12 protein-coding genes are annotated in these 17265 nt (G+C 60.4%); 10 read left to right on the forward strand and 2 right to left on the reverse strand.

The window, feature by feature from the left end:
- Both AC2FLX_RS20065 and hutU read left to right on the forward strand, forming a co-directional pair.
- A partial coding sequence (locus tag AC2FLX_RS20065; protein WP_496875513.1) for an N-formylglutamate amidohydrolase occupies positions 1-539 on the forward strand: 539 nt, incomplete at its 5' end.
- Entirely contained in the window at positions 536-2218 is a 1683-nt protein-coding gene (gene hutU, locus AC2FLX_RS20070; protein WP_496809809.1) for a urocanate hydratase, read from the forward strand. The genes AC2FLX_RS20065 and hutU, both read left to right, overlap by 4 nt.
- 52 nt (positions 2219-2270) lie before the next feature.
- Here hutU and AC2FLX_RS20075 read toward each other — a convergent pair whose 3' ends face one another.
- Complete coding sequence (locus AC2FLX_RS20075; protein WP_480748870.1) at positions 2271-2729, reverse strand: Lrp/AsnC family transcriptional regulator; 459 nt, start codon at positions 2727-2729, stop codon at positions 2271-2273.
- A 113-nt stretch (positions 2730-2842) separates the two neighbouring features.
- Between AC2FLX_RS20075 and AC2FLX_RS20080 the strand changes: the two genes are divergently transcribed.
- Together AC2FLX_RS20080 and AC2FLX_RS20085 are read left to right on the forward strand one after the other, a co-directional pair.
- Positions 2843-4045 (forward strand): methionine gamma-lyase, encoded by a 1203-nt coding sequence (locus tag AC2FLX_RS20080; protein ID WP_480748869.1) that lies wholly within the window; start codon positions 2843-2845, stop codon positions 4043-4045.
- Positions 4046-4056: 11 nt separating this feature from the next.
- Positions 4057-6444 carry a thiamine pyrophosphate-binding protein gene (locus tag AC2FLX_RS20085; RefSeq protein ID WP_496809808.1) on the forward strand — a complete coding sequence of 796 codons (2388 nt, stop codon included), beginning with the start codon at positions 4057-4059 and terminating at the stop codon, positions 6442-6444.
- A 306-nt stretch (positions 6445-6750) separates the two neighbouring features.
- On the opposite strand, the gene AC2FLX_RS20090 is transcribed toward AC2FLX_RS20085, so the two are convergent.
- Entirely contained in the window at positions 6751-7629 is an 879-nt protein-coding gene (locus AC2FLX_RS20090; RefSeq protein ID WP_496809807.1) for a LysR substrate-binding domain-containing protein, read from the reverse strand.
- Between the two features lie 107 nt (positions 7630-7736).
- Between AC2FLX_RS20090 and AC2FLX_RS20095 the strand changes: the two genes are divergently transcribed.
- From AC2FLX_RS20095 to AC2FLX_RS20120, 6 genes are all read left to right on the forward strand, one after another.
- Positions 7737-9281 (forward strand): trimethylamine methyltransferase family protein, encoded by a 1545-nt coding sequence (locus AC2FLX_RS20095; RefSeq protein WP_496746603.1) that lies wholly within the window; start codon positions 7737-7739, stop codon positions 9279-9281.
- Positions 9278-10564 (forward strand): aspartate aminotransferase family protein, encoded by a 1287-nt coding sequence (locus tag AC2FLX_RS20100; protein WP_496809806.1) that lies wholly within the window; start codon positions 9278-9280, stop codon positions 10562-10564. The genes AC2FLX_RS20095 and AC2FLX_RS20100 overlap by 4 nt, the downstream gene beginning before the upstream one ends.
- A complete protein-coding gene (locus tag AC2FLX_RS20105; RefSeq protein WP_496809805.1) occupies positions 10564-12963 on the forward strand; it encodes a GcvT family protein in 2400 nt (799 codons plus the stop codon). Before AC2FLX_RS20100 ends, AC2FLX_RS20105 begins: the two co-directional genes overlap by 1 nt.
- Positions 12960-15371 (forward strand): FAD-dependent oxidoreductase, encoded by a 2412-nt coding sequence (locus tag AC2FLX_RS20110; protein ID WP_496809804.1) that lies wholly within the window; start codon positions 12960-12962, stop codon positions 15369-15371. Before AC2FLX_RS20105 ends, AC2FLX_RS20110 begins: the two co-directional genes overlap by 4 nt.
- Before the next feature lie 3 nt (positions 15372-15374).
- Positions 15375-17045: a thiamine pyrophosphate-binding protein gene (locus tag AC2FLX_RS20115; protein ID WP_496809803.1), complete on the forward strand. Its 1671-nt coding sequence runs from the start codon at positions 15375-15377 to the stop codon at positions 17043-17045.
- 4 nt (positions 17046-17049) lie between these two features.
- The coding region (locus tag AC2FLX_RS20120; protein WP_496875514.1) for an FAD-binding protein at positions 17050-17265 on the forward strand (216 nt) is incomplete at its 3' end.

Below are 17265 nucleotides of genomic sequence, written 5' to 3' on the forward strand. Positions count from 1 at the left end.
ATTTCGACGGGCGGGCGATCTGGACCGAAGGGCAGGAGCCATCGGCGGACGAAGTCGAAGAGCGGCGGCAAAAATACCATGCGCCGTATCACGCGGCACTGAGACAGGAGCTGGATCGGGTGCGGGCAAGGTACGGCACGGCGATCCTGTTCGACTGTCACTCGATCCGCTCGTTGATCCCGTTCCTGTTCGATGGCGAATTGCCCGTATTCAATACCGGCACCAACAATGGCGCGACCTGTCATCCGCTGATCGAGAAGGCGGTGGTTGGCATAGCCTCCTCGGCCACAGGATACAGCTCGGTGCTCAATGGCCGTTTCAAGGGCGGCTGGACAGCGCGCCACTATGGTCGCCCCGAAACAGGCATCCACGCGATCCAGATGGAGATCGCCCAGCGCGCCTATCTGGACGAAACCCCGCCCTGGAGTTGGCGCGAGGACCGTGCCGCAACCCTTCGACCGCATCTGAAAGCGATGCTTGAACACCTCCGCGACCTCGCCCTGTCGGGCGATCTGACCGAAAAAGGAGCCCAGTCATGAGCGATCCGCGCAAGAATACCCGCGACGTCTATCCCCCCACCGGCCCCGAGTTGAATGCAAAAAGCTGGGTCACCGAGGCGCCGCTCAGGATGATGATGAACAACCTGCACCCGGACGTGGCCGAGAACCCGCATGAACTGGTGGTCTATGGCGGCATCGGACGCGCGGCGCGCACCTGGGATGACTTCGACACCATCGTGGCCAGCCTCAAGGATCTTGAAGAGGACGAGACCCTGATCGTCCAGTCCGGCAAACCGATTGCGATTATCCGCACCCACAAGGACGCGCCGCGCGTGCTGATCGCGAACTCCAACATCGTGCCGCACTGGGCCAACTGGGATCATTTCAACGAGCTCGATAAGAAGGGCCTGATGATGTACGGCCAGATGACCGCCGGGTCCTGGATCTACATTGGCACGCAGGGCATCGTTCAGGGCACTTACGAAACATTCGCCGAGGCCGGGCGCCAGCACTATGACGGCAACCTCAAGGGCAAGTGGATACTGACAGGTGGGCTGGGCGGCATGGGCGGAGCACAGCCACTGGCGGCGGTGTTCGCCGGAGCCTGCTGTCTGGCAGTCGAGTGCAACCCGGATAGCATCGATTTCCGCCTGCGTACCAGATACCTCGATGAAAAGGCCGAGACCCTGGACGAGGCGTTGGAAATGATCGACCGCTGGACCAGGGCGGGCGAAGCGAAATCGGTTGGGCTGCTGGGCAACGCCGCCGAGGTTTTCCCCGAGATCTACCGCCGCATGATAGACGGCGGAATGCGTCCTGACATCGTTACCGACCAGACCAGCGCCCATGATCCGGTAAACGGCTATTTGCCTTTGGGCTGGACCATGGCTCAGTGGCGCGAAAAGAGGGAATCAGACCCTAAGTTGGTCGAAAAGGCCGCGCGGGCGTCCATGAAACAGCACGTTGCGGCGATGGTCGATTTCTGGAACGCGGGCGTTCCGACGCTGGATTACGGCAACAACATCCGGCAGGTGGCACTTGATGAAGGGCTGGAAAACGCCTTTGCCTTTCCCGGTTTCGTTCCCGCCTATATCCGCCCGCTGTTTTGCAAGGGCATTGGCCCCTTTCGTTGGTGTGCGCTGTCTGGCGACCCCGAGGATATCTACAAGACCGACGCCAAGATGAAGGAGTTGTTCCCCGAGAACGAGCACTTGCACCGCTGGCTTGACATGGCGCGGGAGCGGATCGCGTTTCAGGGTCTGCCGGCGCGAATCTGCTGGATCGGTTTGGGTGACCGTCATCGGGCGGGTCTGGCCTTTAATGAGATGGTTGCGAGTGGTGAGTTGAAAGCGCCGGTGGTGATCGGGCGCGACCATCTGGATTCGGGCTCGGTTGCCTCTCCCAACCGTGAAACCGAAGCGATGCTCGATGGCTCGGACGCGGTATCGGACTGGCCGCTGTTGAATGCCTTGATCAACACCGCGTCAGGGGCGACCTGGGTGTCGCTGCACCATGGTGGCGGCGTCGGCATGGGGTTCAGCCAGCATGCAGGCGTGGTGATCTGCGCGGACGGTACCGAGGATGCCGCGCGGCGGTTGGAGCGTGTCCTGTGGAACGACCCCGCCTCGGGGGTTTGGCGCCATGCAGATGCCGGATACCAGATCGCCAAGGACTGCGCCCGCGAGCACGGACTTCGCCTGCCGCGGATATTGGGCTGAGTTAGGGACTGATCTTACAGGCCGCCCGGGTTTGCCGGGCGGTTTTTCTTGTTCAATCGGTCGATGGAAACACGGCTGTCCGCTTCACCGTGCTGTAGACGAAGCTGGTATCGATCGAGGCAATGCCGCCAATCGGGTGTATGCGATTGCGGATGAAATCCTCGTAAGCGTCCAGCCCCGATACCACGACCCTGAGTTGATAATCGGTAGCGCCTGTCAGGATATGGCACTCGAGCACTTCGTCTATCATCTGGATACGCCGCTCGAACCGCTGCACGTCTTCTTCATTGTGCCGCTCCAGCCGGATGCGGACAAAGACCGTGACTGGCAGACCATAAGTAGTCGGGTCAACATCGGCCATATATCCCCGGATTGCCCCTGAGGACTCGAGAATTCGAACTCGTCTCAGACAGGGTGAGGGCGATAGGTTCACTTCTTCAGCGAGGTCCTGATTGGTCATGCGCCCGTTTTTCTGCAAGGCGCGGATGATTTGGCGGTCTTTGGCGTCCATTTGCGAGTCCATTGGCAGAAAATGCCAAAATAATAACTAAATCTGGCATAGTTTGCAATTAATTATCTAGGAGAGTGGTTCATCATGCCTCAAGCACAGATATGAGGTTTGCCATGAGCACGTCCAAGGGATTCGCCACCCGCGCCATCCATCACGCCTATGATCCGCAACAGAACGAGGGTGCGCTGACGCCGCCCTTGCACCTGACATCGACCTTTGCCTTTGAAACCGCCGAAGCAGGCGGTGAAATGTTTGCTGGTGAGCGTGAGGGCCACATCTACAGCCGTATCTCGAACCCGACCTGTGATCTGTTGGAACAACGCATCGCCACGCTGGAAGGGGCCGAGGCCGGTCTGGCACTGAGCAGCGGGATGGGTGCAGTGACGGCCGTCTTGTGGACCCTTCTCAGTCCCGGCGACGAGGTGATCGTCGACAAAACACTTTATGGCTGCACCTTTGCCTATATGCGTCACGGGCTGACCAAATGGGGCGTGACCATCACCCATGTCGACATGACGGATCCCGAGAATCTGCGCAAGGCAATCAGCAGCAAGACCCGCGTGGTTTATTTCGAGACCCCGGCCAACCCGAACATGCGGCTGGTCGACATCGCGGCAGTATCCGAAATCGCACATCAGGCCGGGTCCACCGTAGTGGTCGACAACACCTATGCGACGCCCTATCTGACCCGACCCATAGAATTGGGTGCGGATATCGTTCTGCATTCCGCGACCAAGTATCTCGGGGGTCATGGGGATGTCGTTGCCGGGTTGGTCGCCGGCACCGCCGGGCAGATCAAGGAAATTCGTCTCGTGGGTATGAAGGACATGACCGGCGCGGTCATGGCACCCTTTAACGCGATGCTGATCCTGCGCGGGTTGAAAACGCTGGCGCTGCGCATGGATCGCCATTGCGCTTCGGCCGTCGTGGTTGCAGATTGGCTGGAGGCGCATCCGACAGTATCTGCGGTTCATTTTCCCGGTTTGGAAAGCTTTGCACAGCATGACGTGGCCGAACGCCAGATGGCCAAACCCGGCGCGATGATCGCGTTTGAAATCGAAGGCGGATTGCAGGCGGGAACCACATTGATGAACCGCCTGAAAATGATCCAGCGCGCGGTCTCGCTGGGCGACGCCGAGACGCTCATTCAACACCCGGCCTCGATGACGCATTCTACTTATACGCCAGAGGAACGCGCCGAGCATGGAATCAGCGACGGATTGATCCGTCTTTCGGTAGGGTTGGAAGAGGTCGAGGATATTCTGGCCGATCTGGATCAGGCATTGCCGCGTAACATGCGCTTTGCCGCCGAGTAAGGAGCGCGATCATGACCGCCGATCTGATGCATCTCAAAACCATCGAACAGCGGTTGCTGTGGCTGTCGCATTGGATGATCCATAACGCGAACCACATCCGACCCAAGACGGACGGGATAAAAATCGGCGGGCATCAGGCCAGCTCCGCCTCGATGGTGTCGATCATGACGGCGCTCTATTTCTCGGCGCTGCGACCCGAGGATCGGGTAGCCGTCAAACCGCATGCCAGCCCGGTCTTTCACGCGATGCAATATCTGATGGGAAATCAGGCGCGCGAGAACATGGAGAATTTCCGCGGTTTTGGCGGTGTGCAAAGCTACCCCAGTCGGACCAAGGATGTGGATGACGTCGATTTCTCGACCGGGTCGGTGGGTCTTGGCGTCGGGATCACGGCGCTTGCCTCGCTGGTTCAGGACTACATCAAGGCCAAGGACTGGGGGAACGACGCCATAACCGGGCGCATGGTGGCGCTGGTTGGCGATGCCGAACTGGACGAAGGCAACGTCTATGAGGTTCTGCAGGAGGGTTGGAAGAACGACCTGCGCAATTGCTGGTGGATCATCGATTATAATCGACAGTCGCTGGACGGCATCGTGCGCGAAGGTCTGTTTGAACGGGTCGAAAAGGTATTCCAAGCCTTCGGCTGGGACGTGGTACGCGTGAAATATGGAGTACTGCAACGGGCGGCATTTGAAGAAGCCGGCGGCGAACAGCTGAAAGACTGGATCGATGCCTGCCCGAATGCGGTTTATTCAGCCCTGACCTATATGGGCGGTTCTGTATGGCGCCAGCGGTTGATGGATGATCTGGGCGATCAGGGGGACGTGACGGCCCTGTTGAATCGGCGCAGCGATGCGGAACTGGCCGCGCTGATGGAAAACCTCGGCGGCAACTGCGTCGAGACGATGGCCGGCACCTTTGCCGCCATTGATCATGACCGCCCGACCTGTTTTCTGGCCTACACGATCAAGGGTTGGGGTACGCCGATTGCGGGTCACAAGGACAATCACGGCGGGCTGATGACCAAGGCGCAAATGGTCGAATGGCAGTCCCATATGGGGGTGCCGGAGGGGCAGGAGTGGGACCCGTTCGCCACCGTCACTGATCCGGCAAGCCTGCGGCGCTTTCTTGCTAGTTCTCCGTTTTTTGCGAAAGGGCCGCGCAGGTACTCCGACGCGCCTCTGCCGGTACCCGGCATCTCGATTGAAACGGGGCGGGAGATGTCCACTCAGGCTGCATTCAGCAAGATCCTGGATGATCTGGCGAAAGGGAATAGCGAACTGGCGTCCCGCATTCTGACCACGTCGCCCGATGTAACGGGAACCACTGGGCTTGGGCCCTGGGTGAACCGGCGCAAGCTGTTTTCACGGCAGGAACAGCGCGATGCATTCATCGAACACCGAATTCCGTCTACCGCGAAATGGAACTTTGCCCCCCAAGGCCAGCATCTGGAGCTTGGAATTGCCGAGATGAACCTGATGCTTCTTCTTGGCGCTGCCGGTCTTTCGCATTCGTTGTTCGGCAAACGGATCATTCCCATTGGAACTGTCTATGATCCGTTTGTCTGCCGAGGACTCGATGCATTGAACTATGCCTGTTATCAGAATGCCCGTTTCCTCATTGTCGGAACTCCTTCGGGGGTCACGCTGGCCCCAGAAGGCGGGGCGCATCAGTCGATCGGCACACCGCTTATCGGTATGTCGCAGGACGGGCTAGCGGCCTTTGAACCTGCCTTTGCCGATGAACTGGCCGTCATCATGCAATGGGCCTTCGACTATCTTCAACGCGATGGCGAAGGCGATCCGGACGAGCGGACATGGTTGCGGGATGAAACTGGCGGGTCGGTTTATCTGCGGCTGACCACAAAGCCGCTGGAGCAGCCCGGAAAGCGTGTCGATGACGCGTTTTTGCAGGGAACGATTGACGGCGCATACTGGCTGCGAAAGCCCGGCCCCAATTGCTCGGTGGTCATCGCCTATCAGGGCGCGGTTGCCGACGAGGCGATTGCCGCTGCAGGTACGATTGGCGAGTTGCGTCGTGATGTCGGTGTGCTGGCCGTAACCTCAGCCGACCGTTTGAACGCCGGATGGACCGCCGCGCAACGCGAACGCGCGCGCGGAAATCCCCACGCCAGATCGCATGTCGAGACGCTCATGGGCGATCTGCCGCGACATTGCACGATCGTCACGGCCATCGACGGCCATCCGGCAACATTGGCCTGGCTCGGGTCAGTCGCTGGTCACCGTACGATTTCGCACGGTGTGGAGCATTTCGGGCAAACCGGCACCATTGGCGATCTGTCCCGGCACTTCGGGATTGACCGGCATTCCTTGGTGAATTCGATCGGGGAACTCACAGACGGGCGCCGACCCGCGCATAGTTTTCGGGTCGCAGGATAGAACGCGAAAATCCGATGCGTCTTTGGAACTGCTAGTGGTGACGGTTCACTCGATGCTGCATCCGTGCACATTGGCGGACGGAGCGGAACATATTCGAGATCATTGAAAACAGGCGGGAACGTCTGGGTGTGGGCATAACAAGCGCTCCAATAACAAATAACTTGCTTTTAGAGTGAGCTTGTCGCGGGATTATGTATGTAATCTCAGTCACATTATGGCGGTTTGTATCGAATAAGTTTACCGTTTCAGGTTCTGATCCTTTGGCAGCACGTTTGAATGAACGTCAGAGTGATCCGAAGACCATTGTTACAGCGCAACCTGGCTGCTGGCGATCAACCAGTCGAAGACCAGGCGTGCCTCTCGTCTCGTTTTTGCCTCTTCCTGAATTTCGACAAAATACCCGTGTGTAGGAGTGATCTGTTCGTCAAACAGACGAGTTACTCGCCCATCTTTCAAATCTTGCTCGATCAGAGGGAGCCAGCCGACAATGGCGCCTTGACCCTGTGCGGCCCCACGTATCAGCACATTTGCGTCTTCGAATACCGCGCCGCGCATCGGCTGGGGTATCTTGATACCCTGTGCGGCAAACCAGTCGATCCAACCCCAGTGGTTGCGCTGATGCAGGATCGGCACCGCAAGCAGGTCCTCGGCACTTGCAAAGGGACCGAACCGGGCAATGAAGTCGGGGCTTGCGACGGCGATCGGTTGCAATTCGATCAGCTTGTGTGCTCCAACCGCCATGTCCTGCAGGCGCTCCCAGCGGATCACAATGTCTGCGTTGTTGCCTGAAAGATCACCAGGGCGATATGTCGGTACAAATTCCAGCTCGACTCCGGAATAGGTTTCCCAGAAATCACTGATCCGCGGCATCAGCCATCTTGCAGTGAATATCGGCCCGGCGGCCACGCGAACAGTTTTGCGTCGTCCCACTCGGAAGCTTTCGACCGCCACTTCGAGCAGGCTGAAAGCTTCTCCTGTCGCAGACGCCAGGCGCTGACCGTCTTCGCTCAGGGTGACGTTGCGCCCCACACGGTGGAAAAGCTTTGTACCCAACTGCTCTTCCAGACCGCGTACATGGTGGCTGATCGCCGTAGCGCTGATCGACAGGGCTTCAGCTGCGGCACGGAAGCTTCCGAGGCGGGCAGCGGCGTCAAAGGCTCTGAGTGCGGGCAGGGACGGAAGCATTCTGTCTACCGATGAGTTCAACTCATCATTTGCTGAGTAAGCTGCCTTTGTAAATAGCGTGACAGCGTGATCATCATTCCTGAGTCTTGCTTGGGAATTATACCCAGATGGTCGAAAATTTACGCAGACGTGGCAGAAAGACTCGCCTTGGGCAGGTCGAAACACCTGAAGGCAACCCTTCTGTCTGGCCAGGTCTTGAAGCCGGAAGATTCAAACCATTGTCGCCGGTTGAAGCGACACTGGTTGAGGAAAGTGCGCTGAACCTGCTGGAAACATTGGGGTTGAGCCAGGCCACTCCGTCAATGATCGACAGAGTGCGGTCTGCCGGAGGTGCCCTGGCTGGCGACGGCAGGCTTTTGTTCCCGCGCGCGCTGGTGAAATGGGCCATCGACGGTGCGCAGCGGGAGTTCGACTTGTGCGGTCGACGCCCCGAAAACGACCTGCGAATCTCTGGCGCGCGCGTGCATATGTCGACCGGGGGCGCGGCGCCGGGGGTGTTCGATCTTGAGACGCAGGCATACCGTCCCTCGACCCTGCGCGATCTCTATGATGCAGCCCGCATCGTCGATCGGATGGAAAACATCCACCATTTCAGCCGACCGGTGGTCGCGCGGGATATCGAAGACCCCGCACTGATGGACCTGAACACGGCCTATGCCTGTCTTGCCGGCACGTCCAAGCACGTGTCCATCTCTATCTCGCAAGCCGAAAACGTTCCCGATATTGCCCGCTTGTGCTATCGCGTTGCGGGTGAAGAGGCAGCGTTTCGCGCACGTCCGTTTCTGACCGTCATGGTGTGTCATGTCGTGCCTCCAATGCGGTTTGCTCAGGATGCTTGCGAGGTGCTGGAGGCCGCGATTCTGGCGGGGTTCCCGGTGCAACTGATCAGCGCGGGACAGGCGGGGGCGACAAGCCCGGCGACAATTGCCGGATCGCTGGTGCAGGCGCTGGCAGAAACCTTGGCCGGGCTGGTTTTTGCAAGGCTGGTTGACCCGCAGGCCAAGGCCATCTTTGCCCCCAAACCGCTGGTCGCGGACCTGCGCACAGGTTCGATGAGCGGCGGCGGCGGCGAACAGGCCGTCCTGATGGCCGGGGCGGCACAGATGGGCCGGTACTGGGATCTGCCGACCAGTTCGATAGCGGGGATCACCGACTCCAAGTGTCTGGACGCGCAATATGGCGCGGAAAAGTCTCTGGCGGTGACCCTGGCGGCACATGCCGGGGCGAATATCGTTACCCAGGCAGCGGGCATGATGTCGAGCCTTCTGGGCGTCAGCCATGCGGCCTATGTCAGCGACAACGACCTTTTGGGAAATATCCTGCGCACCATTCGCGGGATCGAGGCGAACCCTGAAAACATTGCCGCCGATGTGATTGCCGGAGTGTGCCGCGGCGAAGGACACTATCTTGGCCAACAGCATACGTATAGCCGGATGAAATCCGATTACTTCTATCCGGCTGTCGGTGACCGTCGCTCCCCCACCGAATGGGAAAAGGACGGCGGCAAACGCGTGGGCGACGCGGCCCGGCAAAGAGCTCGCGAGATATTGCACAGTCATTTCCCGGTTCATATCCCCGACGCCTTGGACCGGTGCCTTCACCAAGAATTCGACATTCGCCTGACACGTGCACAGATGGGACGTACCGGATGAGCAACAGGTCACTCAACACCCGCGCCCGCGCGGCGCTTCCCGGCGGGGTCAGCCACGAACTGCGCTTTCGCGATCCTCATCCCATCTATATTAACAGGGCAAAAGGCGCCGAGAAATGGGATGTCGAGGGGCGGCGTTACATCGACTTCAAGATGGGATCGGCCAGCCAATTGCTGGGCCATGGTCACCCCGATGTCGTGGCTGCGCTGCAAATGCAGGCGGCACAGGCGATTTTCAGCGCCGATTGCCATGAGGGCGAAGTTGAGTGGGCGGATTGGATAAATCGCCTGTTCCCGAGCGCCGAACGCACACGGTTCACCGCTTCGGGGTCCGAAGCGACCATGCTGGCCCTGCGGCTGGGGCGGGCATGGTCAGGCAAGGATCGTATTCTCAGGATCGACGGACATTATCATGGTTGGCATGATCATGCGCTGAAAGGCTCGAAAACGGGTAATCAGCGAGCAACGTCACTTGGCGTTCCCGGCGCGCTCGGCGATTTGATCGAAGTCTGTGTCGCCGATCCGTACGAGATGGAACGCGCGTTGCAGGACGACCGGATCGGTACAGTCATCATCGAGGCATCAGGTGCGAACTATGGTTCGGTTCCCCTGCCCACGGACCGCCTGAAAGCCATGCATGACGTCGCCCGCAAGGCCGGAGCCGTTCTGATCTTTGACGAGATCATAACCGGGTTCCGCTGGTCCCCTGGCGGGCGGCAGGCGCGCGACGGCATCGTGCCCGACCTGACCACGCTGGCCAAGATCGTGACCGGAGGTCTGCCGGGTGGTGCGGTCTGTGGGACCACCGAGATCATGGAAATGATGAACAATACTGCGACCCGTGACGGGCTGTCGCCTCCGGTCAGCCACAAGGGAACGTTTAACGCGTCGCCGCTGATTGCCGCCGGGGCGCTTGCGGCGATGCCGCATCTGGCTAGTGGCGTGGCACAGCGTCAGGCCGATGACATGGCAGCGCGTCTGCGCGACGGGATCAACCGGCTGATGGCAAAGCGGGGGATCACCGGTGTGGCTTATGGCGAAAGTTCGACCTGCCACATGCTGTTCGGGCAGACCGATCCGCTGACCCTGACGCCTGCGGAGATCCGCAGCGTACCGCCCGCGCTGGTCGCCGGGCTGCGCGGTGGCCTGTTGGCGCAAGGCGTCGATCTGATGAGCCACACTTCATGCGTGACCTCCGCCGCTCATACGCACGACCTGATCGACGAAGCACTGGGTGCATTTGACGTGGTTTTCGCCGCGTTGACACGGGATGGAGTGATCTGATGCCCCTGCCCACACATGCCCGCACGGTCATTATCGGTGGCGGCGTCATCGGCTGTTCCATCGCCTATCATCTGGCCCGCGAGGGGCGGAAGGATATCGTGGTGCTCGAACGCTCCAAGCTGACCTCAGGCACGACATGGCACGCGGCGGGTTTGGTGCGCCGCCTGCGCCCTTCGGCGACGTTAACGCGGCTGATCAACTATTCGATCGACCTCTATCGCGAGTTGGAACGCGAGACCGGGCAGGCCACCGGCTGGACACAGACCGGGTCGTTGACGCTTGCTACCAATCCCGACCGTCTGACCAACATCAAACGGCAGGTGTCGCTTGGCCGCGCATTCGGACTGAATGCCGAAGTTGTGGATGCCGCCCGCGCCAAGGAGCTTTGGCCTCTGATCCGGGTGGATGATGTAATCGGCGCCGTCTGGTCGCCCGCCGATGGCCGGGTGAACCCGTCGGACGTGGCGCTGGCGCTGTCGAAAGGGGCGCGCGCGCGCGGTGTCCGGATTCATGAGGACTCCCGTGTGACAGGGCTGCGAAAAAAAGCCGGGCGGATCAGCGGGGTCGAGATCGGTGATCATGCAATCGAAGCAGATGAGGTGGTCATCGCCTGCGGACTCTGGTCGCGTGAGGTGGCAGCCATGGCAGGCGCTCACATGCCGCTCTATGCCTGCGAGCATTTCTACATACTGACCAAGCCGCTGGCAGAGGTTCAGGCGCTGGGCAAGGGCATGCATTTGCCGACGCTGAATGATCAGGACGCTTACCTTTATGCCCGCGACGATGTTGAGGGGTTGCTGGTCGGCTCGTTTGAACCTCATGCCAAGGGGCTGCCCCTTGACCGCCTGCCCGCCGATTTCAGCTTTGATCTCTTGGACGAAGACTGGGATCACTTCATGCCGATGATGGAAAACGCCCTGCGCCGCATCCCGGCGCTAGAGCGGGCCGAGGTGCGGATGCTCCTGAACGGCCCCGAAAGCTTTACGCTCGACAGTCAGTTCATGCTTGGGGAAAGCCCCGAGGTGCCCGGCCTGTTCCTGATGGGCGGGATGAACTCCACAGGAATCGCATTGGCAGGCGGTGCAGGCAAGGCGATGGCAGAATGGATTATCGCTGGCGAGCCGACGATGGAGCTGAACGAGGCCGACATCCGCCGTTTTAGCCCGGAAATGAACGTGCTGGGCGCGCTGGAGGCGCGGATACCGGAAGTTCTTGGTCGCCACTACGACAATCCCTATCCCGGTCGCACGATGAAAACGGCGCGTGGGCAGCGGCGGTCGCCCATCCATGCAGGTCTGGCGGCCGCAGATGCCAGGTTCGAGGTACGGGGCGGCTGGGAACGAGCGCTTCATTTTGGCGGCGAGGCGGCGCATCTGCCATTGACGTTCGGCGTGCCGAAATGGCGCGATCAGGTGGGTCGCGAGGTTGACGCCTGCCGAAATGGCGCCGCCGTTCTGGATCAAAGCGCGTTCGGCAAGATAATGGTTCAGGGGCCGGACGCCTGCACGTTTCTCAACCGGCTCTGTGCCGCGCAGATGGATATCGCGGAAGGTCGCCTCGCCTACACCCAGATCCTCAATGCGCGCGGCGGCATCGAAAGCGATCTGACCGTGCAGCGGCATGGGCCCGAGACCTATCTGATGATCGTCGGCGCGGGCGAAGTGGTGCGCGATCTGAAGCGGATGCGCGAGCTGCGTGGTGCGTTCAGGGTAGAATTCACCGATGTGACAAGCGGTTATGCGATCCTGGGACTTGCGGGCGCAAGGGCGCGCGAGGTGCTTCAGGCCACCACAAACACTCTGGTACCGGATATCAAACGCTTTCATTTCGCAACGGTCGAAGTCGGTCTTGCACGCTGCTGGGCAGGGCGGCTCAGCTATACCGGCGAAGACGGCTACGAACTCTACATTCCCGCCGATATGGCAATGGCGGCGCACGAGGCGCTGACAAAGGTCGGTGCTACCCATGCCGGGCTTTACGCCATCGGCAGTTTACGAATCGAGTCGGGCTTTCGTGCCTTCGGGCACGAGCTAACCGCCGGCACCACGTCGCAAGAAGCGGGGCTTGAGGCGTTCTGTGCATTCGGTACCGGATTTGTTGGCGAGGATGCGCTGGCACGCGACGACCCTAACAGACGGATCGTTTCGGTTTTGTTTGATGATCCGGCTGCGATCCCGCTCCACGACGAACCGATCTACTTCGAGGGCCGGGTTGTTGGTCAGATCACCTCGACAGCATGGAGTTACCGTTTTGGGCGTTCGGTGGCGCTGGCCATGGTTTCCGCACCTCTGGAGCGGCTTGCATGCGAGGGCATCGTTGATGGGTTCGAGGTCGAAATTGCCTGCCAGCGTTTTGCGGCCCGGGCCTCCTTGAAGCCCGCCAAGGAGGCGTTCCAATGACCGATGCACTTCGCACCACGCAGGTGGCAATAATCGGCGGCGGCATCATGGGTGTCGCGGCCCAGTTCCAGTTGGCCGAAAATGGCTGGACCGATACGATTCTGTTCGAAAAGGCGGAGCTGACCAGCGGCTCGACCTGGCATGCAGCGGGGCAGATCGCCCATGCAGTTGGCAGCCGCATCATGGGCTGGATCAACAAGACCTCGATCGAAATCTACAAACGTGCCGAAGCGGAAACCGGCCAGTCGATCGGTTGGCACGAGGTCGGCGGCTTTCGGATCGCCACTACCGACGACGAGGTGGACTGGATGAAATCCATCATGGGGGTCGGCAAGTTGTTGGACCTGCCGATGGAACTTGTCGGACCAGAAGAAGTCGCCAGGGGTAATCCCTTTTACAAGATCAATGACGTCAAGGCTGCGGTCCAGACCTTCGAGGATGGGCATATCGACCCCTCAGGCGTGACGATGGCGCTGGCCGCCGCGACGCGGGCACGAGGAGCCAAGATAGAGCGCCACAACCGGGTGACCGGCGCCAGCCGCAAGGGGGGCATGTGGCTGCTGAGGACCGAAAATGGTGATGTTCTGGCCGAGCATGTGGTTATCGCCGCAGGGTCCTACGCCAATCAGGTGGGCGAGTGGTTCGGGCTCAGAATCCCCTCGGTCTCGTGCTTGCATCACTACTTGGTCACCGACACTGTGCCCGAGTTTCAGGGGCGGCCGGAACTGCCGGTGATGCGCGACAATGCATTTGGCGGTTATGTTCGGCAAGAACAGCAATCGGGGCTGATCGGCATCTACGAGGGTCACACGTGCCCGACGATCTGGGAAATGCCACGGGGTGCGCCGTGGACTGCCGAAAATGAATTGTTCGAGGCGGACTACGACTCGATTGGCGATTTCCTGATGATCGCCCTCGGCAAAATGCCGGTACTGGCCAACCTCGGGATAAAGCGCGTGGTGCGTGGTGCGATCACGCACACGCCCGATGGGGGCATGCTGGTCGGTCCGTCCGGTGCTCCGAATGTCTGGTTGTCCTGCGGATCGTCCATCGGGCTGGCCTGGGGCGGCGGTGCGGGCAAAGTGCTTGCCGACTGGATGGTGCATGGCGCGGCCCAGATCAACACACGCTCGATGGACCCGCGTCGCTATGGCGAATTTGCCAGCGACACCTTCATCATTGAGCGCACCAAAGACGAGTTCATGCGCCGACACGATACGCCATGTCCGGGCAAACAGTTCCAAAGCATGCGCCCGGTCCGGCGTCATCCGCTCTATGACCGGCTGGCCGCCAAGGGTGCGGTGTTTGGTGAAGTCGCAGGATGGGAACGGCCGCGCTATTTCGGAAATGGCGGAGAGGTTGAACAGATCGGCTGGGGCCATCAACCCTGGCATCAAAATGCCAAGGCCGAGGCCAAGGCGACCCGCGCGGCGGCCGGCGTCATCGACCTCTGCGCGTTTGCCCAGTTCGAGATCACGGGCCGGGATGCGGGCGCGCTTCTGGAGCGGTTATCCGCGAACACGATCCCGGCGCGTGACGGGCGGATCAGCTTGAACCACCTGCTCACGCCCATGGGCCAGTTCGAGACCGAGATCACAATCTGGCGCATTGCCAAAGATCGCTATTTTACAGGCTCGCCCATCGCCCGCGCCAAGCCGGACTTCGACTGGATCAAGTCGCATATTCACCCCGGCGAAGACGTGACCATGATCAACCGCTCTGCCGATTGGGGCATGCTGGCGCTTTCCGGCCCGGCCTCGCGGCGTATTCTGTCGGACCTTACCGAGGTCGACCTGTCCAACGCTGCCTTCCCCTGGCTGTCGGGACAGGAAATTTCGGTTGCAGGTATACCCTGTTATGCGCTGCGGGTGTCCTTTGTTGGTGAGCTTGGATGGGAGCTTCACGCGCCTTTCGACCGTATTGGCGAGCTGTACGATGAGCTGTTTGCTGCCGGAGAAAAGTATGGGCTGACCGATCTGGGCTCTTATGCCTTCAATGGTATGCGGATGGAGAAAGCCTTTCGGGCTTCCGGTGAACTCACCACCGATGTCGGCCCGTTCGATGTAGGGTTGGATCGTTTCGTGCGCGCCGAGGGGCGAGATTTCGTTGGCCGTGATGCTCTTTTGGCCCGCAAGCCGGGGTGGGAACTTCTGTACGCCGAGCTTCACGCCGAGGACATCGATATTCATGGTGGTGAGCCGGTGTTGTTGGACGGCAAGCCGGTGGGCCTGACAACGTCGGGCGGATACGGATATTCCGTCGAAAAATCACTCGGTTGGCTTTTCGTCCGCAAGGGAACAGCCCGGTCAGGACTTTCGGTGCAGATTCTGAACCGGTCCATTCCCGTCACCATTCACCACGAGGCAATCTTCGACCCACAAAACCTGCGCCCCCGATCCGAGGAGTAAGCCATGGCCACGATCAATGGCGGCGAGGCCGTCTACCGCGTTTTCAAAGCCAACGGTATCGACACCGTCTTTGGGCTTTTGGGTGGTTCGATGCTGGAGCTCTACGACGCGATGTTCCGAGGCGGCGAGATCGCCTATGTGGGTGCGCGGGATGAACGTGCAGCGGGTCACATGGCGGATGCCTGGGCGCGGATGACCGGCAAACCCGGCGTGGTGCTGGGCGCGCAGGCCGGGCCGGGTGTGGTCAACCTTGTCACCGCCGTGGCCGAGGCGCATTTGGCCTATTCTCCGATGGTTGTTATCGCCGGGGCAATCACGCGGTCAGATCAGGCCAAGGACACGTTTCAGGAGGTCGATCAGGTCGCCCTATTCGCACCGATCTGCAAGCGATCTGTCATGGTGACCGATGCTTCCCGGCTGGTCCCGATGCTCGAGGATGCAATCCGGCTGGCCAATTCCGGGCGGCGCGGGCCGGTTGTATTGCATGTTCCGCGCGATCTGTGCGCGGACGAAGTGCCGGCCTTCGATCCGAAACCAGTCAACATCGCCAGACCGGGACCTGCTGCTCCGGAGGATGTGGATGCGATTGCCCGGCTGCTCTCTTCGGCAAAACGCCCTGTTATCTTTGCAGGTGGTGGTTTCAAGTGGAGCAAGGGCCGCGACGTTCTGACCGCGCTGGTGGAAAAGCTGGAGGTGCCGGTTGTTGCTTCGACGGGTCACGCCGATGTCATGCGCCACGGCCACACATGGTTTGCCGGTCAGGCCGGACCGCGTGGCAACTGGGTGGCCAGCCGTCTGACCAAAGAGGCCGATGTGATGGTCGTGCTGGGTGCTCGGCTGGGATTCAACTCCACGTTCCATAGCAACGAATACATAGGGGCTGACACGCGTATCGCGCATGTTGACATTGAAGGTTCTGCAGTGGGGCGGTACTTCCCGGTGGAAGTCGCAGTGCAGGCGGATGCACGCCTGACCGCCGAAGCCTTGACCGCGACCGCATCAAAGCCCGACGCTGATGAGTGGCGCGCTGCCTTCAAGACGGACATGGCCAGCCTTGTTGCGGAACGGGCCAGCGAAGCGCAGATTGCCTCGCGGCCCATGCATCCTCGTCGGGCTTTGGCGGAAATCCGTGCCATGCTGCCTGAGAACGCTATCGTAACGCTCGATACGGGCAACACCTGCCTGCAGGCCGCCGACCGCCTGGCACACTATGCACCCATGTCCCTGATCACGCCGCTGGACTTCGGGCTGGTCGGTTTCGGCTTGGCTGCTGCCATCGGGGCCAAGGCCGCCGCTCCGGATCGCCCGGTCGTGGCACTCATGGGCGATGGTGCCATCGGTTATACATTGATCGAAATCCAAACGGCCGTCTCTCACGGATTGCCGATCGTGATTGTCGTTCTCGACAACGAAGCATGGGGGGCCGAGAAAGCCTATCAGCAAGAATTTTTTGGCGGACGCTTGCTTGGCGCTGAAATCCGGTCGCCACGTTTTGACAAATTTGCTGAACTTTGCGGCGGCAAGGGGATCTGGGTGAACGGCCCGGGCGAGATGGGGCCCGCGCTGGCCACGGCCATTGCCAGCAATGAGACTACGGTTATCCAGGGCAAGATTGATCCCGGCGCACTGATGACGCTGCGCAAGGACCTGTTCAATGCACCGAAAAAGGATTGAAAACATGACGACCTGGGACACCATCATCGTCGGTGCTGGAAATGCAGCCTTTTGTGCCGCGCACGCGGCGCGCGAAAAAGGCGCGAGCGTGCTCATGCTGGAATGCGCCCCCGAGGGCGAGAATGGCGGCAATTCACGCTACACCGCTGGCGCCATCCGGTTCGCCTATGACGGGGTGGACGATATTCGCGCGCTATGTCCGGACCTTTCCGAAGATCAG

The sequence above is a fragment of the Ruegeria sp. YKSF57 genome, from assembly GCF_059612585.1.